General features: G+C 70.6%; 19 protein-coding genes and 1 pseudogene. 7 read left to right on the top strand and 13 right to left on the bottom strand.

All coding sequences use genetic code 11. The features are described from left to right. Positions 1–21: 21 nt before the first annotated feature. The 3 genes from ACF1B9_RS21315 to ACF1B9_RS21305 all read right to left on the bottom strand — a co-directional run bounded on the left by ACF1B9_RS21315 (position 22) and on the right by ACF1B9_RS21305 (position 5,820). Positions 22–1,872 carry a PQQ-binding-like beta-propeller repeat protein gene (locus ACF1B9_RS21315; RefSeq protein ID WP_391743116.1) on the bottom strand — a complete coding sequence of 617 codons (1,851 nt, stop codon included), beginning with the start codon at positions 1,870–1,872 and terminating at the stop codon, positions 22–24. 246 nt (positions 1,873–2,118) lie between these two features. Continuing rightward, positions 2,119–3,861, bottom strand: coding sequence for a PQQ-binding-like beta-propeller repeat protein (locus ACF1B9_RS21310; protein WP_391743118.1), 1,743 nt, complete (start codon positions 3,859–3,861; stop codon positions 2,119–2,121). A 141-nt stretch (positions 3,862–4,002) separates the two neighbouring features. Beyond that, positions 4,003–5,820, bottom strand: coding sequence for an ABC-F family ATP-binding cassette domain-containing protein (locus ACF1B9_RS21305; protein WP_391743119.1), 1,818 nt, complete (start codon positions 5,818–5,820; stop codon positions 4,003–4,005). A gap of 114 nt (positions 5,821–5,934) precedes the next feature. Between ACF1B9_RS21305 and ACF1B9_RS21300 the strand changes: the two are divergent. Beyond that, positions 5,935–6,072 (top strand): annotated as a pseudogene (locus tag ACF1B9_RS21300) (Txe/YoeB family addiction module toxin); the annotation flags it as partial. A gap of 17 nt (positions 6,073–6,089) precedes the next feature. Here ACF1B9_RS21300 and ACF1B9_RS21295 read toward each other — a convergent pair. The 6 genes from ACF1B9_RS21295 to rsmI form a co-directional block, all read right to left on the bottom strand. Next, on the bottom strand, positions 6,090–6,983 hold the full coding sequence (locus ACF1B9_RS21295; protein ID WP_391743121.1) for a 4-(cytidine 5'-diphospho)-2-C-methyl-D-erythritol kinase: 894 nt from the start codon (positions 6,981–6,983) through the stop codon (positions 6,090–6,092). After that, a complete protein-coding gene (gene rsmA / locus ACF1B9_RS21290) occupies positions 6,980–7,888 on the bottom strand; it encodes a 16S rRNA (adenine(1518)-N(6)/adenine(1519)-N(6))-dimethyltransferase RsmA (RefSeq protein ID WP_391743122.1) in 909 nt (302 codons plus the stop codon). Before rsmA ends, ACF1B9_RS21295 begins: the two co-directional genes overlap by 4 nt. 157 nt (positions 7,889–8,045) lie before the next feature. Next, complete coding sequence (locus tag ACF1B9_RS21285; protein WP_391743124.1) at positions 8,046–8,570, bottom strand: ubiquitin-like domain-containing protein; 525 nt, start codon at positions 8,568–8,570, stop codon at positions 8,046–8,048. Between the two features lie 112 nt (positions 8,571–8,682). Then, positions 8,683–9,549 (bottom strand): TatD family hydrolase, encoded by an 867-nt coding sequence (locus ACF1B9_RS21280; RefSeq protein WP_391743125.1) that lies wholly within the window; start codon positions 9,547–9,549, stop codon positions 8,683–8,685. A gap of 83 nt (positions 9,550–9,632) precedes the next feature. Continuing rightward, positions 9,633–10,007 carry a hypothetical protein gene (locus ACF1B9_RS21275; protein ID WP_391743126.1) on the bottom strand — a complete coding sequence of 125 codons (375 nt, stop codon included), beginning with the start codon at positions 10,005–10,007 and terminating at the stop codon, positions 9,633–9,635. 159 nt (positions 10,008–10,166) lie between these two features. After that, positions 10,167–11,063, bottom strand: a complete 897-nt coding sequence (gene rsmI / locus ACF1B9_RS21270; RefSeq protein ID WP_391743127.1) for a 16S rRNA (cytidine(1402)-2'-O)-methyltransferase — start codon at positions 11,061–11,063, stop codon at positions 10,167–10,169. 53 nt (positions 11,064–11,116) lie between these two features. Here rsmI and ACF1B9_RS21265 point away from each other — a divergent pair, with 53 nt between their 5' ends. Next, positions 11,117–12,883, top strand: a complete 1,767-nt coding sequence (locus tag ACF1B9_RS21265) for a dolichyl-phosphate-mannose--protein mannosyltransferase (RefSeq protein ID WP_391743129.1) — start codon at positions 11,117–11,119, stop codon at positions 12,881–12,883. Positions 12,884–13,019: 136 nt separating this feature from the next. On the opposite strand, the gene ACF1B9_RS21260 is transcribed toward ACF1B9_RS21265, so the two are convergent. Together ACF1B9_RS21260 and ACF1B9_RS21255 are read right to left on the bottom strand one after the other, a co-directional pair. Then, positions 13,020–14,546 carry an alpha/beta hydrolase gene (locus ACF1B9_RS21260; RefSeq protein ID WP_391795931.1) on the bottom strand — a complete coding sequence of 509 codons (1,527 nt, stop codon included), beginning with the start codon at positions 14,544–14,546 and terminating at the stop codon, positions 13,020–13,022. Positions 14,547–14,739: 193 nt separating this feature from the next. Further along, positions 14,740–14,910: a hypothetical protein gene (locus tag ACF1B9_RS21255; protein ID WP_391795930.1), complete on the bottom strand. Its 171-nt coding sequence runs from the start codon at positions 14,908–14,910 to the stop codon at positions 14,740–14,742. 696 nt (positions 14,911–15,606) lie between these two features. Here ACF1B9_RS21255 and ACF1B9_RS21250 point away from each other — a divergent pair. From ACF1B9_RS21250 to ACF1B9_RS21240, 3 genes are all read left to right on the top strand, one after another. Beyond that, positions 15,607–17,241 (top strand): penicillin-binding transpeptidase domain-containing protein, encoded by a 1,635-nt coding sequence (locus ACF1B9_RS21250; RefSeq protein WP_391743134.1) that lies wholly within the window; start codon positions 15,607–15,609, stop codon positions 17,239–17,241. 146 nt (positions 17,242–17,387) lie between these two features. Continuing rightward, entirely contained in the window at positions 17,388–17,885 is a 498-nt protein-coding gene (locus ACF1B9_RS21245; protein WP_391743135.1) for a YbaK/EbsC family protein, read from the top strand. Beyond that, positions 17,882–18,733, top strand: coding sequence for an EamA family transporter (locus tag ACF1B9_RS21240; RefSeq protein WP_391743136.1), 852 nt, complete (start codon positions 17,882–17,884; stop codon positions 18,731–18,733). The genes ACF1B9_RS21245 and ACF1B9_RS21240 overlap by 4 nt, the downstream gene beginning before the upstream one ends. Before the next feature lie 30 nt (positions 18,734–18,763). Here ACF1B9_RS21240 and ACF1B9_RS21235 read toward each other — a convergent pair whose 3' ends face one another. Next, positions 18,764–19,192: a hypothetical protein gene (locus ACF1B9_RS21235; RefSeq protein ID WP_391795929.1), complete on the bottom strand. Its 429-nt coding sequence runs from the start codon at positions 19,190–19,192 to the stop codon at positions 18,764–18,766. Continuing rightward, a complete protein-coding gene (locus ACF1B9_RS21230) occupies positions 19,189–19,428 on the bottom strand; it encodes a hypothetical protein (protein WP_391743184.1) in 240 nt (79 codons plus the stop codon). The genes ACF1B9_RS21235 and ACF1B9_RS21230 overlap by 4 nt, the downstream gene beginning before the upstream one ends. A gap of 95 nt (positions 19,429–19,523) precedes the next feature. Between ACF1B9_RS21230 and ACF1B9_RS21225 the strand changes: the two genes are divergently transcribed. Both ACF1B9_RS21225 and ACF1B9_RS21220 read left to right on the top strand, forming a co-directional pair. Beyond that, on the top strand, positions 19,524–20,369 hold the full coding sequence (locus ACF1B9_RS21225; RefSeq protein ID WP_391743138.1) for a Scr1 family TA system antitoxin-like transcriptional regulator: 846 nt from the start codon (positions 19,524–19,526) through the stop codon (positions 20,367–20,369). A 12-nt stretch (positions 20,370–20,381) separates the two neighbouring features. Further along, positions 20,382–20,588 (top strand): DUF397 domain-containing protein, encoded by a 207-nt coding sequence (locus ACF1B9_RS21220; RefSeq protein WP_391743139.1) that lies wholly within the window; start codon positions 20,382–20,384, stop codon positions 20,586–20,588. The last annotated feature ends 18 nt before the right edge of the window (positions 20,589–20,606 follow it).

The following is a 20,606-nucleotide window of genomic DNA, read 5'->3' as shown; positions in this document are numbered from 1 at the left end:
GTCGAAGGCCTTCGTGAGCCGTCAGTTGCCGAAGGCCATCATGGTCTTCGTCTCCAGCTCTTCCTGGTCGTTCCGCGCGCTGACCCGTCCGCTCAGGATGAAGGAACGGCCGTCCGCGTAGGCGATCCTGGTGTTGTAGAAGGAGTTCTCGATCCCGGACGTCGACACGGGGTGCTTCAGCAGCATCTGTACCGTGCCGCCGGTCGGCGCGAGGGTGGCGATCCCGCCGCCCTTGTTGTATCCGGCCTTCACGTAGAGCAGTACGTTGCCGCCCTCCATGCGCAGCGGCTTCACCACGCGCCCGGCCGGGGCGGCGGCCTTCCACTTGGGCCGACCGGTGTTCAGGTCGAACGCCACGACCTTGTTCGTGTCGGTGCTGCTGCCGGAGTCCGGCGCGGTCGACATGTAGAAGGTGTTGGCGTCGGCGGCGACACCGGTGCAATCGTCCAAGGACTTACCGAAGACGGCGAAGACGTTACCGCAGTCCGGGGCGAACTTGTCGCCCTTGTCGCTGACGACGCCGGACCGGAACGAGCCGTTCTCCTTGAGCGCGAGGATGCTCCACGACTTGTCCTTCTTCAGCGAGACCACCAGCGGGCTCACCGAGTAGACCCGGTCGATCTCCGATCCGCGCTTGATCCGGTACGTCCACCGGGGCTTCCCCGTGACCGGGTCGATCTCCTGGATCTGGTGCTGGGGATTGTCGACGTTGTCGGTGCGGCAGCTGGAGGCGGCGATCAGCTTGGGTCCGCCCGCGAAGGCGAACGGCTGGCAGTCGCCCGGCTGGTTGCCGAACAGTTCCTTGCCGTCGCTGACCCGGAAGCCGTTGGAGTTGCCGGTGCGTCCGACCGCCACGGTGTCGCCGCTGATGGTGAGCGAGATGTCCGACATCATGTCCCAGATGCCGTTCTTCTTGATCGACTTCTTCCAGCCGGCCGTGCCGGTGTTGAGGTCGATCATCTGGAGGTCCGCGCAGTCCGCCTTGTCGGTGGTGCCGTTCTCGACCCCGATGACGATCTTTCCGTCGGCGGTGGCCTGCGAGGGCGCCGCGCACAGGTCGGCGGGCAGCTTCAGCTTCCACTTCAGCTTGCCGTCGGCCACCGAGTAGCCGGCGACGGTGCGGTACATGCCCTTGACGATCGTGTCGCCGACGACCCAGGGGCCGTAGACGTCCGAGCCGTCGCGCGGCAGGTCGACATCGTTCTTCTGCAGCCAGAGAACCTTCGCCTCGCCCTTCTGGCGCCCGGCGTTGAGGTCGTCATCGGTCTGGCGGCCGTCGCCGTTGCCGTCGCCCTCGTTGACGGACGGTGAGCCGCTCGGCTTGGCGTCGCCGCTCTTCTGCGCGACGGGCTTCTTGTCCTCGCCGCCCCCGTTCGTGGCGAGGAAGACTCCGCCGCCTATCACCAGGAGCGCGGCGGCAGCGGCGCCGATCACCAGCGCGGGCTTGCGCTTGAAGAAGTTGCCACCGCCCGGACCGCCGGGGGCCGGTGCGCCGGGAGCCGGTGCGCCGGGGTACTGCTGCTGCGGGTAGCCGTAACCGGGCTGCGTCGGCTGACCGTACGGGCCGGGCTGCTGACCGTACGGACCGGGCTGCTGGGAGTAGGGACCCGGCTGCTGGGCATAGGGACCGGGCTGCTGACCGTACGGGCCGGGCTGCTGGCCCGGCTGCTGGGGGTAGCCGTAACCGGGGGCCTGGCCCGGCGCCTGACCGGGCGTCTGCGGGTGACCGTAACCGGGCTGGGCGGGCGGCGGGGTCTGCGGAGCCGGTGGGGTCTGCGGCGGGCCCTGGGGCGGCTGAGGACTTCCCGGCGGCGGCTCCTGCGGTGCGCCGAAGCCTCCCTGCGGCGGTTGCTGGCTGGGCGGCTGGGTCATCAGCACGTCCCCCTTCGTGCGGTCCGGTGCCCGTTCCGGTCTCCCCCGCGATTCCGCAGGGCTCGAAGGGGCCCGACAAGACCCCCTGAACTCCGCGGAAAGGAGCGAATCGGGCATGGATCCCGCGTGTTACGACAGTCGAGCGGGGCTTCTTTGTACCACCCGCAACTCCCGCCCACCGGGCCGGTCCGCCCCCTGTTCCCAAGGGAGAACCGGCCTGTGATGCCGCCGTTACGCCTCGGACCGTCAGTTGCCGAAGCCCACGATCGACTTCATCGACTTCTCCGCCTCGTCGTCGATCCCGCTGATCCTCGCGTGCACGAGGAAACTGCGCCCGTTCAGATAGGCGACCCGGGAAGCGAAGAAGTCCCTTTCGACCGCGGCGGCCGCCGCCGGGTGCCGCAGCACCATCTGCGGCGTACCGCCCGTCGGCGGGAGGGACGCGATACCGCCGCCCTTGTCCTTCCCCGCCGACAGATACATCAGCAGCCTGCCGCCCTCGACCCGCATCGGCATCAGGGTCTGTCCCGCCGGCGCCGCGGCCTTCCACTTGGTCCGACCCGTGTTCAGGTCGAAGGCCACGACCTTGTTGGTGGGGTTGCGGGCCGTCTTGTCGGGCTTCGTCGCCAGGTAGACCGCCCGGTCGTCGGCCGCCACGCCGAGGCAGTCGTCAAGGCTCTGGCCGTCGGTGAGCAGCTCGTCGTCGCACTCGGTCACGTAGTCCTCGGTGCCACCGACCAGTTGGGAACGGTAGGTGCCGTTCTCGTTGAGCACGGCGATGGCCCACTTGTCGTCCTGCTTCAGCGAGACGACCGGTGGGCTCGCCGAGTAGAACTGCGCGACCTGCCAGCCCTTCTTGACCTTGTACGTCCACTGGACCTTGCCGGTGACCGGGTCGATCCGCTGCACCTGCTGTTCCTTGTGGTCGTCGGCCGCCGTCTGACAGCTGGTGGCGGCGATCCCCTCGGGACCGCTCGCGAAGCCGAACGGCTGGCAGTTCCCCGGCAGTTCGCCCCAGAGCACCTTGCCGTCACTGACCCGGAAGGCATCCGTCCTGCTGGTGCGTCCCACGGTCACGGTGTCGCCGTTGATCGCCATCGCGACGTGGGAGAGCGCGTCCCAGACGCTCTGGCGCCTGTAGGTCTTGTGCCAGCCGGCCTTGCCCGTCCTGAGGTCGACCATCTGGAGCGCGTCGCAGGACGCCTGATCCCCGTGGCCGGACTTGATCCCGAGGACGATCTTGCCGTCGGCGGTGGCCTGCGAGGGCGCCGCGCACAGTTCCGCCGGCATGCGAAGGCTCCACTTCTGGCGACCGTCGGTGACCGAGTATCCGGAGAGCGTGTGGAACATGCCCTTGACGATGGTGTCGCCGACGATCCAGGGGCCGTACACGTCCGAGCCGTTGCGCGGCAGATCGACGCCGCCCTCCTGGAGCCAGAGAACCTTCGCCTCGCCCTTCCGGCGCCCGGCGTTGAGCGCGTCGGCCTCCGCGCGGAGGTCGCGCGGGGCCGGACTCGGCTCCCTGGTCTTGCCGTTGCCCCCGTCGCCGGTGGGGCTCGGTCCGGGATCGGTGCTCGCCTTCGCGGTGGGCTTCGGTTCGTCGCCACCGCTCCTGGCGAACCAGATGCCGCCGCCGGCCAGCAGCACCACCGCGAGCACGCCGCCGATGACCGCCCCGCGCCGGCCCCGGAAGAACCCTCCGCCGCCGGGCTCCGGCTGTGGTTGCGGGCCGAATCCGGACTGCGGCTGCGGCGCTTGGCCGTAGGGGCCGGGCTGCGTGGGGGCGTTGTACGGCCCCGGCTGCGTGGGAGCGTTGTACGGCCCCGGCTGCGTGGGCACGCCGTACGAACCGGGCTGCGGAGCGCCGTACGGCCCCGGAACCTGGCCGGGCGCGCCGTACGGGCCCGGGGCCTGGCCGGGCGTCGGCGGCGGATCGTACGGAGCCCCGAAGCCCCCCTGCGGCGGTTGCTGGCCGGGCGGCTGGGTCATCAGCACGTCCCCCTTCGTGCGGACCGGTCCGGCTTCTGTACCTGCGCCGGGCGAGCGTTCTTTCTATCACCCGCCCCACAGGCCACACCGGTCACACCGGTCACACCGGTCACACCGGTCACACCGAAAGCGCCTCAGCGATCAGGCCTCCTCGGCCAGTTCCAGCCAGCGCATCTCCAACTCGTCGCGCTCCGCGACCAGTTCACGCAGCTCCGCGTCCAGCTTCGCCACCTTCTCGAAGTCCGTGGCGTGCTCCGCGATCTGCGCGTGCAGCGTGGTCTCCCGGGTCGAGATCTTGTCGAGCTGCCGTTCCACCTTCTGGAGTTCCTTCTTCGCCGCACGGGCGGCCTGCGGGGAGACGGCCGTGACCGGCGCGGTCTTCTCCTTGGCCGCAGCGGGTGCGGCGGAGGGGGTCGCCGCCTCCTCCATCCGCTGCCTGCGCTCCAGGTACTCGTCGATCCCGCGCGGCAGCATCCGCAGTGCGCGGTCTCCGAGCAGCGCCATCACCCGGTCCGTGGTCCGCTCGATGAAGAACCGGTCGTGCGAGATCACGATCATCGATCCGGGCCAGCCGTCGAGGAGGTCCTCCAGCTGGGTCAGGGTCTCGATGTCGAGGTCGTTGGTGGGCTCGTCGAGGAAGAGGACGTTCGGCTCGTCCATCAGCAGGCGCAGGATCTGGAGCCTGCGCCGCTCACCGCCGGAGAGGTCGCCCACCGGGGTCCACTGCTTCTCCTTCGAGAAGCCGAACTGCTCGCAGAGCTGCCCCGCGGTCATCTCCCGGCCCTTGCCCAGGTCGACCCTGTCCCGTACCTGCTGAACCGCTTCCAGCACCCGCAGGTTCGGGTCGAGTTCGTGGACCTCCTGGGAGAGGTAGGCCAGCTTGACCGTCTTGCCGACGACGATGTTCCCGGCGGCGGGCTGCGCCTCGCCCTGGGTACGGGCCGCCTCGGCGAGGGCCCGCAGCAGCGAGGTCTTGCCCGCGCCGTTGACCCCGACCAGACCGATCCGGTCACCGGGGCCGAGCTGCCAGGTGAGGTGGGTGAGCAGCGTCTTGGGGCCCGCCTGGACGGTCACGTCCTCCAGGTCGAAGACGGTCTTGCCGAGCCGCGCGTTGGCGAACTTCATCAGCTCGCTGGTGTCGCGCGGCGGCGGCACGTCGGCGATCAGTTCGTTGGCCGCCTCGATGCGGTAGCGCGGCTTGGAGGTACGGGCGGGGGCGCCGCGGCGCAGCCAGGCGAGCTCCTTGCGCATCAGGTTCTGCCGCTTGGACTCCTCGGTCGCGGCGATCCGCTCCCGCTCGGCCCGTGCGAAGACGTAGTCGCTGTAACCGCCCTCGTACTCGTGGACCGTGCCGCGCTGGACGTCCCACATGCGCGTGCAGACCTGGTCGAGGAACCAGCGGTCGTGGGTGACGCAGACGAGCGCCGATCGGCGTACCCGCAGATGGCCGGCCAGCCAGGAGATGCCCTCGACGTCGAGGTGGTTGGTCGGCTCGTCGAGGACGATCAGGTCCTGCTCGGCGATGAGCAGCTTGGCCAGCGCGATCCGGCGCCGCTCGCCGCCGGACAGCGGCGCGATGACGGTGTCCAGGCCGTGCTCGAAGCCCGGCAGGGCCAGCCCGCCGAAGAGTCCGGTGAGCACGTCACGGATCTTGGCGCTGCCCGCCCACTCGTGGTCGGCGAGGTCGCCGATCACCTCGTGGCGGATGGTCGCCTCCGGGTCCAGCGAGTCGTGCTGCGTGAGCACGCCGAGGCGCAGCCCGCCGCTGTGGGTGACCCGGCCGCTGTCCGCCTCCTCCAGCCTGGCGAGCATCCGGATGAGGGTCGTCTTGCCGTCGCCGTTGCGGCCCACGACACCGATCCGGTCCCCCTCGGACACCCCGAGGGACACACCGTCGAGCAGGGCACGGGTGCCGTACACCTTGCTGACCTGCTCGACATTGATCAGATTGACGGCCATTTCGCTCCTGCTCCCGGGGGATCGATCGGCTTCCCAGGGTACGGGGCGACAGGGACGGGACGTCCGCTCGCCCTTGCCGCCCCTCTTCCGCAAGACGTACATTTTTCTGTACGTATGGGCAAACCGGAGCCCCTGAAGCACGGCTTCCAGGGGTTCTGGTCCCGTCGGATCACCGATGAGCACCGGCTCATCTACAAAGTCGTGGACGAAGAGGCCCGCATCGCTGCCTGCCGCTACCACTACGGCCGGTAGCGGCAGGCATGGTCCTGTCAGAGGACCGTGGCGCCCGGCGCCGGGGACATCGCGGCCCGTGCGTTCCGGCAGGTCCCCGAGGTGATCAGCGCCTCGGTCACCTTCCGTGCCGACTCCTCGTCCGCCACCAGGAACGCGGTGGTCGGCCCGGAGCCCGAGACCAGGGCGGCCAGGGCACCGGCCCCGGTGCCCGCGGCGAGGGTGTCGGCCAGGGAGGGGCGCAGCGAGAGCGCGGCGGGCTGGAGGTCGTTGCTCAGGGCGCCCGCGAGCGCGGCGGTGTCTCCGGACCGCAGCGCGTCCAGGAGCGTGGCGGAGGCGGCGGGGTCGGGGACGTCCGTACCGGCCGTGAGCCGGTCGAACTCGCCGTAGACGGCCGGGGTGGAGAGCCCGCCGTCGGCGACCGCGAAGACCCAGTGGAAGGTCCCGCCGACATCGATCGGGGTCAGCCGCTCACCGCGCCCGACGCCGAGGGCCGCGCCGCCGACCAGGCTGAACGGGACGTCACTGCCCAGCTCCGCGCAGATGTCGAGCAGCTCCTGCCGCGTGGCGCCGGTGGACCAGAGGGTGTCGCAGGCCAGCAGTGCGGCCGCACCGTCGGCGCTGCCGCCCGCCATGCCGCCCGCGACGGGGATGTCCTTGGCGATGTGGATGTGCACATCGGGTGCGATGCCGTGCCGCTCGGCCAGTGCGATCGCGGCGCGGGCGGCGAGATTCGTGGCGTCCAGCGGGACCTTCGCGGCGTCCGGGCCGGAGCACGTGACGCGCAACCCGTCGGCGGGGGTGACGGTGACCTCGTCGTACAGGCCGACGGCGAGGAAGACGTTGGCCAGGTCGTGGAAGCCGTCGGGGCGCGGGGCGCCGACCGCGAGTTGGACGTTGACCTTGGCGGGTACGCGGACGGTGACGCTCACTCGCCACTCCCGGAGGGCTGGTTGTCATCGGTCCCGGCGGCCTCGGCGGGCTTGTTCTCGGCGATGGCGGCGAACTCCTCGACCGTCAGGGACTCACCGCGGGCCCGGGGCGAGATCCCGGCCGCGACCAGGGCCGCCTCGGCGGCGGGGGCGGACCCCGCCCAGCCGGCCAGGGCCGCTCGCAGGGTCTTGCGGCGCTGGGCGAAGGCCGCGTCGACGACGGCGAAGACCTCGGTCCTGCTCGCGCTCGTCGTGACCGGTTCGGTGCGCCGGACCAGCGACACCAGACCGGAGTCGACGTTCGGGGCGGGCCAGAAGACGTTGCGGCCGATGGACCCGGCCCGCTTGACGTCCGCGTACCAGTTGGCCTTCACCGACGGCACGCCGTAGACCTTGTTGCCCGGCCTGGCGGCCAGCCGGTCCGCGACCTCCGCCTGGACCATGACGAGGGTCCGCTCGATGGACGGGAAGCGCTCCAGCATGGTCAGCAGGACCGGCACGGCGACGTTGTACGGAAGGTTCGCGACGAGCGCGGTCGGCGCCGGGCCCGGCAGCTCCCGGACCAGCATCGCATCGGAGTGCACCAGGGCGAACCGGTCGGCGCGCCCCGGCATCCGGGCGGCGACCGTGGCCGGCAGCGCGCCCGCCAGCACATCGTCGATCTCGACGGCGACGACCCGGTCCGCCGCCTCCAGCAGCGCCAGGGTCAGCGAACCGAGCCCCGGGCCGACCTCGACGACGACGTCGTCGGGGCGGACCTCCGCCGTGCGCACGATCCGGCGGACCGTATTGGCGTCGATGACGAAGTTCTGACCGCGTTGCTTGGTCGGGCGTACGCCCAGCTCGGCCGCCAGCTCGCGGATGTCTGCGGGGCCCAGGAGGGCGTCGGGCTCAGTGGTGCTCACCCGGTAAGCCTACGGCCGCGGTGCGGCCCGGAGCTCGCCCCGGTCTCGCGAAAGGCCTCTCGCCCGGCGGGCGAGCCCGGCCGACGCGGCGTTCCGCGGCCTGCTCGCCCGCCGGGCCGCGTGTGCGCCCTCCGCTGTCTCCCCGTCCGGACGACGACTACCTGCCCGTCCGGACGACGACCTCGTCACCGTCGGCGAGTGCGCTGCCGGCGGCGGGCGTGACGACGTCGCGGGCGGCGGGCACGACATCCTGGTCGGCGAGGAGTTCGCCGACGTCGTCCGCGAAGGTGTGCAGGGTGCGGGTTCGGCCGTCGATGTCGAGCGTCACCCCCTTGTCGCAGACCATGAACGCCGTGGTGCCACCGGCCAGGAAAGCCAGGACGAGGGCCTGGGGGACGAGACGGCGCAGGTTCTCGGGCCGGAGGGTCGCCTTGCGGTGGTGGGAGGCCCGGCGCGCGGCCGCCCGGTGCGTGGCTGCCCGGCGCGTGGCTGCTTGGCCGCCGGTGGCGCGGGGCACCGACGGCCGGGCGGGCACCACGCGCGGGCCGACGAGCGTCGGAGTGTGGAGCACCCGCACGGCGAGCGTCAGCCGCTCATGGAACGGGACGGGTGCGGGGACGGCGGGCGACACCGTACGCCCTCTGCCACGTGCCGCACGGTGGCTGCCCTTCGAACTGCTCACGACGCTCCCGAGGATCCGATCGGCCGGTCGCCGGATGGCGCCCGGGGACGATAGCGGAGCATCGGTCACTCTTCAAAACGGTGCGACCACGTACCGTCATCGACCCAGGTCGTCAGTAGTCGAAGGCGCGAGCGGTGTTGTCGAAGACGGCTGACGCCAGGGTGTCCTCGTCCACGCCCTTCACCGCTGCCATGGCGCGCAGTGTGACCGGGATGAGATAGGGCGCGTTGGGCCGTCCCCGGTACGGAGCGGGGGTCAGGAACGGTGCGTCCGTCTCCACCAGGACCAGCTCCATCGGCGCTACGGCCAGTGCGTCGCGCAGCGGCTGGGCGTTCTTGAAGGTGACATTGCCCGCGAAGGACATGAAGTACCCGGCGTCCGCACAGATCCGGGCCATGTCGGCGTCGCCGGAGTAGCAGTGGAAGACGGTCCGCTCGGGGGCCCCGGCGTCGGCGAGGACGCGCAGCACGTCCGCGTGCGCCTCGCGGTCGTGGATGACCAGCGCCTTGCCGTGCCGCTTGGCGATCTCGATGTGGGCCCGGAAGGACTCCTCCTGCGCGGCCATGCCTTCGGGGCCGGTACGGAAGTGGTCGAGCCCGGTCTCGCCGACACCGCGTACGTGGTCGAGCGCGGCCAGTGCGTCGATCTCCGCGAGTGCCTCGTGCAGCGCCGCTTCTCCGCCCGCTTCCCGTGCCCCCTGCCGCGATCGGCCCTCAGGGTCTCCGTGCACGATGCGCGGTGCCTCGTTGGGGTGCAGGGCGACCGCCGCGTGCACGTTCGCGTGCGCGGCGGCGGTCTCGGCGGCCCACCGTGAACCGGCCACGTCGCAGCCCACCTGGATCACGGTGGTCACATTGACCGCCGCGGCCCTGGCCAGGCCCTCCTCGACGGTCGCGTCCTGCATGTCGAGGTGGGTGTGCGAATCGGCGACCGGTACCCGGAGGGGTTCGGGCAACGGCGGGGCTTCGGTACGGCTCATGAGGACGATCGTACGAGGACCGCGCCGACACCCCGCCCGCGGTGGGAGCCGGGCACCGCCGCCCGCGGTGGAAGCCGGGCGCCCTACTTGCGGTGGAAGGGATGCAGCAGGTCGGACAGGTGCCAGTGGTGCCCGGCGCCCACGGCCGCGGCCTCGCCCTCCGGGGCGTCGACGCCCTTGCCCGCCGACCGCTTCGGCCGGGGGTCGCGGAGCAGCTTCTGGACGGTCGAGACCCGGCCGGACCGCATGATCCGGACCACGTGTCCGCCGCAGTTCGTGCAGGTCGGCGTGGAAAGGGGTGAGGGCACCCGTTCCCCGTCCGCCTTGTATATGACGAAGCCGTTGTTGGAACCGTCGACGTGGTGCTCTATCTCGAAGGCCTGCTCCCAGCCGTGTCCGCACCTCATGCAGGCGAATGCGTACGCCTCGTGCACCGTGGCCGCTGCGATCTCGCTCATGTCCGCTCCTTCTGTCCGCCGGACGAACACTCCGGGGAGTGCGTCCCCGGTCCAGTGGACTCCCCTGCCGACGGGAGCGCATCGGGCCCTGTCGACTGTTGGAGCGTTTTTGGCCTTCTCGTGGCAGAAAGGTTCGGTGCGCGACTCGCGCTTTGCCTTCTAGGCTCGTCCTTTGCCCTCCGCAGGGCCGTTTCGCGCCGCGTTCTTTGCCGCGACGACCGCGTCGAACACCTCACGTTTGGGCAGCCCCGCGTCGGCGGCCACGGCGGCGATGGCCTCCTTGCGCCGCTCCCCCGCCTCCTCGCGCACCCGCACCCTGCGCACCAGCTCCGCGGCGTCCAGTTCTTCGGGTCCGGAGTCGGCCGCGCCCTCGACGACGACGGTGATCTCGCCGCGCACCCCTTCTGCCGCCCAGGCCGCCAGCTCGCCCAGCGGGCCGCGCTTCACTTCTTCGTACGTCTTGGTCAGCTCCCGGCACACGGCCGCCCGGCGCTCGGCGCCGAAGACCTCGGCCATCGCCGCGAGGGTGTCGTCGAGCCGGTGCGGGGCCTCGAAGAAGACCATGGTGCGGCGCTCGTCGGCGACCTCGCGCAGTCTGCCCAGCCTTTCGCCCGCCTTGCGCGGCAGGAAGCCCTCGAAGCAGAAACGGTCGACCGGCAGCGCGGACAGGGCGAGAGCGGTCAGCACCGCGGACGGGCCGGGGACCGCGGTGACCTTGACGCCCTTCTCCACCGCGGCGGCCACCAGCCGGTAGCCGGGGTCGGAGACGGACGGCATCCCGGCGTCCGTGACCAGCAGCACCCGGGCCCCGCCGGTCAGTGCCTCGACGAGTTCGGGCGTACGGGCCGACTCGTTGCCCTCGAAGTAGGAGACGACCCGCCCCGTGGTGTGGACGCCGAGCGCCTGGGTGAGGCGGCGCAGCCGTCGGGTGTCCTCGGCGGCGACGACATCGGCCGTCTCCAGTTCGGCGGCGAGGCGCGGCGGGGCGTCCGCCACATCGCCGATGGGCGTTCCTGCGAGTACCAGCGTTCCAGTCGTTCCAGTCACAAGAGTCATCCTCCCAGCACGGGCGACAGCGCTCGCACAGATGCGTTCCCTACGATGGCGCGGTGACGAGTACAGCGCCCGAAGCCCGGCAGGGCGAAGACGCCGGGGAACCGCACGGCGAAGAAGCAGCCTCCTGGCAGCAGCGGCTGCGCCGCTTCGGCCATGCGCCCCGGCCCGGGATCGGGCTGCGTGAACGGCTGGTTCCGCCGTACGCCCGGCCCGGCGCCCAGCTGTGGGCGGTACTCGGCATCTCCCCGCCCCTGGCCGCGCGCCTGGTGCGGTGGTCCGCCTGGGGCGGTCCGCTGCTGGTGGCACTGGTCGCCGGGGTGCTGCGGTTCTGGAACCTGGGCAGCCCGCACGCCCTGATATTCGACGAGACGTACTACGCCAAGGACTCCTGGGCGCTGATCAACCAGGGGTACGAGGGCAACTGGCCCAAGGACATCGACAAGCTGATCCTCGCCGATCCGTCGAAGGTGCACGTCCCGGTGGATCCGGGCTATGTGGTGCACCCGCCGGTCGGCAAGTGGATCATCGGCCTCGGTGAGCAGATCTTCGGCTTCACGCCGTTCGGCTGGCGGTTCATGGTGGCGGTGCTCGGCACGCTGTCGGTGCTGATGCTGTGCCGGATCGGGCGGCGCCTGTTCCGCTCGACGTTCCTGGGGTGCCTGGCGGGCGCGCTGCTCACCGTCGACGGTCTGCATTTCGTGATGAGCCGCACCGCGCTGCTCGACCTGGTGCTGATGTTCTTCGTGCTGGCGGCGTTCGGCGCGCTGCTGATCGACCGGGACTGGGCGCGGCGCAGGCTCGCCGCCGCGCTGCCGGTCGACGAGGAGGGGGTGCTGCGCCCCGATGCCGAGGTCGCGGAGAATCTGCGCCTCGGCCTGCGCCCCTGGCGGCTCACCGCCGGTCTGATGCTGGGGCTGGCCTTCGCCACCAAGTGGAACGGTCTGTACATCCTGGCCGGCTTCGGTCTGATGACGGTGCTGTGGGACGTGGGCGCGCGGCGGACGGCGGGGGCCGTCCGTCCGTACACGGCGGTGCTGAAGCGGGATCTGCTGCCGGCGTTCGTCTCGACGGTCCCGGTCGCGATCCTCACGTACCTCGTCTCCTGGACCGGCTGGATCGTCACCGGCAAGGGCTACTACCGCGACTGGGCGCAGACCGAGGGCAGGGGCGGCAACTGGACGTGGCTGCCGGACTGGCTGCGCAGTCTGTGGCACTACGAGTACCAGGTCTACGAATTCCATGTGAATCTGACGTCCGGCCACACGTACCAGTCCAATCCCTGGAGCTGGATCGTGCTCGGCCGGCCCGTCTCGTACTTCTGGGAGGAGCAGCCGGGCTGCGCGGCGTCGGAGACCGGCAAGTGCTCCCGCGAGGTGCTGGCCATCGGAACTCCGCTGCTCTGGTGGGCGGCGTGCTTCGCCCTGGTGTACGTGCTGTGGCGCTGGTTCTTCCGGCGCGACTGGCGGGCGGGGGCCATCGCCTGCGGAGTGGCGGCGGGCTGGCTGCCCTGGTTCTTCTACCAGGAGCGGACGATCTTCCTCTTCTACGCGGTCGTGTTCGTGCCGTTCCTGTGTCTGGCGGTGACGATGATGATCGGCGCCTTGCTGGGTCGGGGGGCGGATACCGGGCCGGTGAGGGAACGCGACCTGATGTCCGGCGATCCGTCCGGGGAGCGGCGGCGGGCGCTGGGGGCGGTCGCGGCGGGCGTGCTGGTGCTGCTGATCATCTGGAACTTCATCTATTTCTGGCCGATCTACACGGGCACGCCCATTCCCGACGGTTCCTGGCGGGACCGGATGTGGCTGGACACCTGGATCTAGCTGGGAAGACGCACCGGTGGGCCGCAGTCGTCGACTGCGGCCCCTCGGTGATTGCCGGTCATCCTCGGTGCCCCGGGACGGACGCCCTCTCGCGATCGCAGCCTGACCAGCCCGGCGAACCGATGCGGTCACGGCACTAGCCGCCGCAGGTCAGGTCCTTGGCGGGCAGCCGGCCCGTGCTCAGGTACCGCATGACGCCGGCGTCCGCACAGGACGGGCCGGCCACCACCACGCCATGGCCCTCACCGCCCGCCACCGTGACCATCCGCGCACCGTGCAGCGCCCGCCGCATGCCCTGCGCCATGGCCAGCGTCGCCTGCGGGTCCCACTGGTTCTGCACGATCAGCGCGTTGACGTCGTTGCTCACCACGGTGGCCGGCTCGCGTCCCGCCGACTTCCAGAACGCGCACGGCTGAATGTTGGCACCCAGGTCACCGGCCAGCGGGTACTTGGCTCGGTCTCGGATCACGTCCCGGCGGTACTGCTCGGGGTTGCTCGGCCAACTGCGGGTATCACCGCAGAAGACGGCCCACACGGCGGCGGACTGGTTGTCCGCCGGAACGTCCGCACCGAACGCCCCCGCGTCGGCGGACCGGACCGGGCCGGAGTCGGACACCGCCGACGCGGTCGGCGTGGCCGGCGCGGGCGGTCCGCCCGCGGCCGCGGCCTTCAACGCGACGATCCACGGGGTGACGGTCGCGACGTGGACGAACGCACCGTACTCGGAACGGATGGCGCCACCGCTGAGCGCCCCGCCCTTCGTCGGGACGGGCGTGCGGTCGGCGCGGGCGATGAGCTCCCCGTACGTCTTGCGGACCTCCGCCGGAGTCGTGCCCAGCCCGTACGTGGCGTTGCGCGCGGCGGCCCACTCGGTCCACCGGGTGAAGGCGAGTTCGGCCCCCGCCGACCACCCCCGGAACATCCCTCGCCACGCGAGCGTCGGATCGAGCGCGCTGTCGAGCACGAACCGGTCCGAACGCTGGGGGAACATCTGCGTGTAGACGGCGCCCAGGTACGTGCCGTACGAGTACCCGAAGTAGGAGATCTTCCTCTCCCCCAGCGCCGCCCGGACGACGTCCATGTCCCGTGCCGTGTTGCGGGTGGTGATGTGCGGCAGCACGTCCCCCGCCTTGGCCCAGCACTTGTCGGCCACCGTCCGGGCCCGGGCCACGTCCTTCGCGAACGTCTTTGCGCTGTAGGGGTGCTGGAAGGTCTGTTCGTCGCCCGTGAGGTCGCAGCCGATCGGCGAACTCTGCCCGACCCCGCGCGGGTCGAAGCCGATCAGGTCGAACCGCTCTCGTACCTCCGCCGACAGCAGCGGCTCCATCTCCTCGGGCATGCTCAGCCCCGGAACTCCCGGGCCCCCGGGATTCATCAGCAGCACGCCGTGCCGCTTCTTCGCACTGCCCGCCTTGATCCGCGATATCGCCAGGTCGATCTTCCGGCCCCCGGGGTGGCTGTAGTCCAGCGGCACCTTGACCTTCGCGCACTCGAACGCCGCCGGCCGGCTCGCATCGCAGCGCTCCCAACGGATTTTCTGCTGCGCGTACTGCTGGAGCGGATCCCCCGCCGCGAAGGCCGTCGCGGGGGTGAGCGCTGCCATCACGGCCGTCGCCGCGCCGACCGTCAGCACGGAAATCGTTCGTCCGCCTCGTAGAGCCATGCCAGTCCTCTGTACAGAATCGGTGTCTCGGATTGCCTCAAGTCTCTGTTCCGCCCCACGCGTACCTGGTACGACGCGGGGATGGGCCCGTGATCCGACTCGTGGTGTACGACGACGCACCGACGTCCTGCTGGAGTCCTGCGCTTGTCGTTCATCAGTCCGGGTCGGTGGCCGATCGGCCGCCTGTCGGCCGTCACGCCGTGGACGCCTGGGCCCGCAGCGCGGCGATGGCACAGGCGGCCGCAGCGCCGACGGCGCGGCCGATCGCTGTCTCGTCGGCGTCCGAGCGGGAGCGGGTGAACACGGTTGCCGCGTTCCGGCATCCGCCGGGGTGGGTGACGACGCCGGCCTTGTTGCGTGCCACGCCGACGGGCAGCCGCACCCCGCGACCGCCCGCACCGGCGGGCGGAGGTCAACGACAAGGCCGCGTCGATCAGTTGACGCCGCACCACCGTCCGCGGCCGCATGCGGGCAGCAAGGGACCGTGTGCAGCATCTCTGCCGTGTTGCGGGCGGTGGTACGGGTGGAGCGGCGCGGGTCGAGCGCCCGACCGGTGGCCAAGTTCTTGTCGGGGGCGCGCTCCTCGGGAGCGGCTGTGGCGGGCCAGGCCGGCGCGTCGGCCCCACTCGGCGCGGCCTCCCTGCCCTCCGGGCTTGTCGGATCGCGCGGATCCCCGCCCCTAGGGGTTAGGCAAGGGTTGTTCGGCGTCGCGCGCGTCCAGCGAGATCTGGAAGAGAGGGCCTGATAGGACCTGATAGGACCCTGTACGGCACCGGCAAGCGCTACCGAGAAGTAGGTCGCCACCCACACGACGGAGGTGAACAGCCGTGAGGCAGCCGAGAGTCGGCCGCGATTGCACGTGCGTGGCGCGACCGGATGTGGCTGGACACCTGGATCTGACGGGAGCGCGTCGTCCGAATGTGTCCGGATCGACGTGCGCACGCCACACATATCGCGTTCCGATAACAACTGTCCCGGCGCTCACCACCGTCCCGTAGGGTGCCCAGCAGCATCCTCTTGAACGCGTTCAAGGGGGCTCCTGGGGAGGGGGACTGCAGGCATGCGCAGTGGAGCGAAGGTCGCGATAGTCGGCGGAGTGTTCGCGGTCGTGGTCGGCGGAGTGGGGTACGGCGCGTACAACGTCCTTGACGGGCTGGGCGGCGGGGGCGGTGGCACGGACACCGAGACCGCCTCCGCGAAGGTGAAGACGGGTCCGGTCACCAAGGCGGAGATCGACGAGGCGTCCAAGAAGTTCCTCAAGGCCTGGGCGAGCGGTGACGCGGCCGTCGCGTCGCAGCTCACCAACAACCCGACCGAGGCCGAACCGGCGCTGACGGACTACCGCGAGAGCGCCCATGTCACGAAGGCGGTGATCACTCCCGGTGCGGCGGTCGGCTCGAAGGTGCCGTACACGGTGAAGGCGACCGTCTCCTTCGAGGGCAGGTCCAAGCCCTTGTCGTACGCCTCCGAACTGACCGTGGTGCGCGGCCTGACCACCGGCAGGCCGCTGGTGGACTGGGCTCCCTCCGTGGTCCATCCGGATCTGACGAAGGGCGCGTCGCTCAAGACGGGCGAGGCGTCGGCTCCGGCGATCGAGGCCGTCGACCACAACGGCAAGGTCCTCACCAAGGAGAAGTACCCCTCCCTGGGGTCGATCCTGGACACCCTGCGCGAGAAGTACGGCGAGAAGGCCGGCGGCACCGCGGGCATCGAGACCTGGATCGAGAGCCCGGACGCGGGCAGCCCCGACAAGACCCTGCTGACCCTCACCAAGGGCAAGCCTGGCAAGCTCCGAACCACGCTGGACGCCGACGCCCAGGCGGCGGCCGAGGTGGCCGTGAAGAAGTTCAACCAGGCCTCGGTGGTCGCGGTCCGGCCGTCCACGGGCGCGATCCGCGCGGTCGCCAACAACCCGGCCACCGGATTCAACGCGGCGATGCAGGGCACGCAGGCGCCCGGTTCGACGATGAAGATCGTCACGGCGGCGATGCTGATCGAGAAGGGCCTCGCCTCGGCCGACCAGAAGATCGAGTGCCCGCCGACCGCGACGTACTACGGCCGCACCTTCAAGAACCTGGACGGCTTCTCCATCCCCGACGGCACCCTGACGACCAGCTTCGCCCGCTCCTGCAACACGGCCTTCATCAAGCTGATCGACGACACGAAGGACGACGCGGCGCTCGCCAAGGAGGCCCGCGACGTCTTCGGCATCGGCCTGGACTGGCAGACCGGCGTCGTCTCCGTCGACGGCAAGGTGCCCGAGGAGACCCAGGGCGAGGCGGCCGCCCAGTACATCGGCCAGGGCACCGTCCAGATGAACGCCCTCAACATGGCGTCCATCACCGCCACCGCGAAGACCGGGACCTTCCGTCAGCCCATCCTCGTGGACCGGGACCTCGACGGCCGGCAGATCGCCACCGCCTCCCGGTCACTGTCCCCGTCCGTGTCCCAGCAGCTCACCAACATGATGCGCCAGACCGCGAGTTGGGGCACCGGCAAGGCCGCGATGGCCTCGGTCGGCGGCGACAAGGGCGCCAAGACGGGCTCGGCGGAGGTGGACGGCCAGGCCACGTCCAACAGCTGGTTCACCGGCTTCAGCAACGACCTGGCCGCCGCCGCCGTGGTCCAGTCCGGCGGCCACGGCGGCGACGCGGCGGGCCCGGTGGTGGCGTCGGTGCTGCGCGCGGGGTCGTGAGAAAGCGAAGGCGAACGGGCCGCCCGCCGCTGCCCGGGGCGAGAACCTGGGCGGCCAGCGCACGGGACAACATCGAGACACACACCGGCCCCGCACGTGCGCAACCCCGTCGCGCGCCCCGTGCCGCGTTCGCTAGCGTGCGGGGCATGAGCACTCCCGATGCCACCGCCGCCGAAGCCCACCCCCGATTCGCCGAGGCCCTGCGGGGACTCGGCCTTCAGGTCGAGATCCGCCGGTTCCCGGAGGCCACCCGTACCGCCGCCGAGGCCGCTGCCGCGATCGGCTGCGAGCTCAGCGAGATCGTCAAGTCGCTGATCTTCGAGGCCGACGGTGTCCCGGTGCTGGTCCTGATGGACGGTTCCTCACGCGTCGATGTGGAGCTCGTACGCGGTGAACTGGGCGCCGGGAAGGTCAAGCGGGCGGGGGCGGACCTGGTCCGGGAGACGACCGGGTACGCCATCGGGGGCGTGCCGCCCTTCGGGCACCGTACGAAGACCCGGGTGCTGGCCGACAGCGGGCTGCTGGACCACGACGTGGTGTGGGCGGCGGCGGGCACCCCGCACACGGTCTTCCCCCTCGACCCCAAGTCGCTGATCGCGCACGCCGGCGGAACCGTGGTGGATGTGCGCGAGCAGTCGGAGTGACGCCGCTGGTCGCCCTCGCCGTCCTGATCGCCGCGGTCACACACGCCAGTTGGAACGCGATCGCGCACGCGATCAAGGATCAGCTCCTCTCCTTCACCCTGATCTCCGGGGGCGGGGTGCTGATCGGTGCGGCCGCCGCCTGCTTCGTCCCCTTCCCCGCCGCCGGGGCCTGGCCGTATCTCCTCGTCTCGGCCGCACTGCACGTGACGTACATGATGCTGCTGATGCGCTCGTTCACCCTGGGCGACTTCGGCCAGATGTATCCGATCGCCCGGGGCACCGCGCCGCTGGTGGTGACCGTTCTCGCCGCCGTCTTCGTCGGTGAACACCCCGACGGCTGGGCCACCGCGGGCGTCGCGGTGGCCTCGGCGGGGCTGGTCGGGCTGGCCCTCTGGGGCATCCGCGGCTCCGGCAGCCGCCCGGACTGGCCGGCGCTGCTGGCCGCCGTCGCGACCGGCCTGGCCATCGCCGGATACACCACGGTGGACGGCGTCGGGGTACGCGCCTCCGGCACCCCGCTCGGTTACATCGCCTGGCTGATGATCCTGGAGGGACTGGCCATCCCGGCCTACGCGCTGTACCGTCGCCGCGCCGAACTCCTGCCCGCCCTACGCCCGTTCGCCGTGCGCGGTCTGCTGGGCGCGGCCCTGTCGGTGACGGCGTACGGCCTCGTCCTGTGGGCCCAGACGCGGGCCGCCCTGGCCCCGATCGCGGCGCTGCGCGAGTCGTCGATCATCGTCGGAGCGGCCATCGGAACGCTGTTCTTCAAGGAGCGGTTCGGCGCACCGCGGATCGCGGCGGCGGGGCTGATGGTGGTCGGCATCGGGCTGATGCTGCACACGAGTTGAGCACGACGACCCTGCGGCTTTGCCCCTTGCTCAATCAGGGTGCACGGAGAGGGTGTACGTGAAGTCGGTGGCGGGGACGACGACGAGGAACGGGTTGCCGCCCTTGATGTGTGCCTGGGCCGCGCGCTGGCCCTGCCGGTCCGCGTGCCAGGCACGGAGCTCGGCGGGGCGGTCGGGCGTGGAGCCGACCGGCAGCCGCTGCAAGGGCTGCACCCACGCCGAACGCTCCAGGTCCGATCGCGGGCCGAAGCCGGAGTCGGCGTCGGGATCGGCGTCGGGATCGGCCTCGATCCAGTCCGCGATCCACAACGCCTGACCGCCCAGCCACCGCAGCGCCAGCACCGGGGAGATGGTCCGGAACGTGCCCAGCACGTGTCTCTCCATCTTCCCCATGCCCCCGAAGCACTCCATGGCCAGCGCCTCGCACCGGTAACCCTCCGGCACCGCCGCCCCGTTCACAGCCCACCTCGGCTGCTCCGCAGATTCCGCAACGCATTCTCCACGCTCAGCCTCTCGGCCGGAGTCAGCGCCCGGACCCACTCGGGTTCCGCCTCCCATTCCACACCGCCACCGACCGGCCGCAATGACCAGTACGGACCGGCAACCCCGCGGAACTCACCCACCCGGTCGCCATGGCCGGTATCCCGGAAAAGCGTTCCGGGCGAGGGGACTTGAGGTGGGTCGTGATGAGTCAGGGCACTGTCGTCGTCTTCGGGCACGTCAACTCCGCTCCGTAGTCATCCCACTACCAGGAGGCTTCAGCGTGGCCTAGAGTCGAGATGTCATCAACATGGCCGAGAAGGAGGACACATTGGTAAACCGCAAGGAGTTGAACCCTGAAGCAAGCCCTCAAGCAGCTTTCGGCGCACGTTTACGCAGGCTGCGCGAAGAGCGCGGCTGGACCCAGGATCACGTCGGTGCGCTGGTCGGCTGCACGGGCAGGCATATCTCGGCACTCGAAACTGGTCGTAAATCACCGACTCTGCCGTTCTCACGCCGCGTCGACGTGGCATTGGATACGACCAACACCGCCGATTCGTTCGAGCGCGAATGGCGCGAGATCAAGCACGGCAACCTACTGGAGGGCTTCCCGGAGTACGTCGGATACGAAGGCCGGGCAACGGAGATCCGACTGTTCCAGATCGGGATCATCCCCGGGCTGCTACAGACCCGGGAGTACGCAAGAGCGCTGGCGAACGGCGACGTGTGGCGCGGCTCCATCACACCCGAACAGGCGGAGGAGCGCGTCTCGTTCCTGGCTCAACGACAGGCTGCGCTAGCGAGGGCGCGTCCACCCATGCTCATCGTGGTGATGGACGAAAGCTGCATCCGCCGCCCGATCGGCGGTCCCGAGGTCATGGAGTCGCAGATCCAGAAGCTGGCCGATTTCGCCGCTCTTCCCAACACGGCCCTCCAAGTGGCACCTTTCGGCATAGGGGAGCGTCGCCCCTTCAACCTGCCGGTCAACTTGCTCACTCTTCCCGACCGGTCCATGGTCTCGTACGCCGAATCCCACTCACAGGGGCACGTGGACCGCGAGAGCACTTCCGTTCTGCCTCTGCTGACGGCCTACCATCAGCTACAGGCCGAAGCGCTCTCCCAAGCGGCATCCGTGGCGATGATCAAGCAGGCATGAAAGGGAAGACCCGTGACTAACGAGCCCCGCTGGTTCAAGTCTTCGTACAGCTCCAACGGCGGCGACTGCGTGGAGGCTGCCATCAACCTCGCCGCCTCGCGCGGCATCGTCCCCGTCCGCGACTCCAAGAACCCGGGCGGCCCCGTGCTGCGCACCTCCCCCGCCTCCTTCGCCAGCTTCGTTGCGGGCGTCAAGGCCGGGGAGTTCGGCGCCGTCTGACCTGAACCGCCCCCGCAC

The sequence above is a fragment of the Streptomyces sp. NPDC014727 genome (assembly GCF_043083485.1).
Lineage (GTDB): Bacteria > Actinomycetota > Actinomycetes > Streptomycetales > Streptomycetaceae > Streptomyces.
Note: the sequence above shows the minus strand (reverse complement) of the source record. Positions and strands in the feature narration are given on the sequence as shown.

What these genes read in the sequence shown, in the direction of transcription:
- ACF1B9_RS21315 (WP_391743116.1), bottom strand. Translation starts at nt 1,872, where the DNA reads ATGACCCAGCCGCCCAGCCAGCAACCGCCGCAGGGAGGCTTCGGCGCA.
- ACF1B9_RS21310 (WP_391743118.1), bottom strand. Translation starts at nt 3,861, where the DNA reads ATGACCCAGCCGCCCGGCCAGCAACCGCCGCAGGGGGGCTTCGGGGCT.
- ACF1B9_RS21305 (WP_391743119.1), bottom strand. Translation starts at nt 5,820, where the DNA reads ATGGCCGTCAATCTGATCAATGTCGAGCAGGTCAGCAAGGTGTACGGC.
- ACF1B9_RS21280 (WP_391743125.1), bottom strand. Translation starts at nt 9,549, where the DNA reads ATGAGCCGTACCGAAGCCCCGCCGTTGCCCGAACCCCTCCGGGTACCG.
- ACF1B9_RS21275 (WP_391743126.1), bottom strand. Translation starts at nt 10,007, where the DNA reads ATGAGCGAGATCGCAGCGGCCACGGTGCACGAGGCGTACGCATTCGCC.
- rsmI (WP_391743127.1), bottom strand. Translation starts at nt 11,063, where the DNA reads ATGACTCTTGTGACTGGAACGACTGGAACGCTGGTACTCGCAGGAACG.
- ACF1B9_RS21260 (WP_391795931.1), bottom strand. Translation starts at nt 14,546, where the DNA reads ATGGCTCTACGAGGCGGACGAACGATTTCCGTGCTGACGGTCGGCGCG.
- ACF1B9_RS21250 (WP_391743134.1), top strand. Translation starts at nt 15,607, where the DNA reads ATGCGCAGTGGAGCGAAGGTCGCGATAGTCGGCGGAGTGTTCGCGGTC.
- ACF1B9_RS21245 (WP_391743135.1), top strand. Translation starts at nt 17,388, where the DNA reads ATGAGCACTCCCGATGCCACCGCCGCCGAAGCCCACCCCCGATTCGCC.
- ACF1B9_RS21225 (WP_391743138.1), top strand. Translation starts at nt 19,524, where the DNA reads ATGGCCGAGAAGGAGGACACATTGGTAAACCGCAAGGAGTTGAACCCT.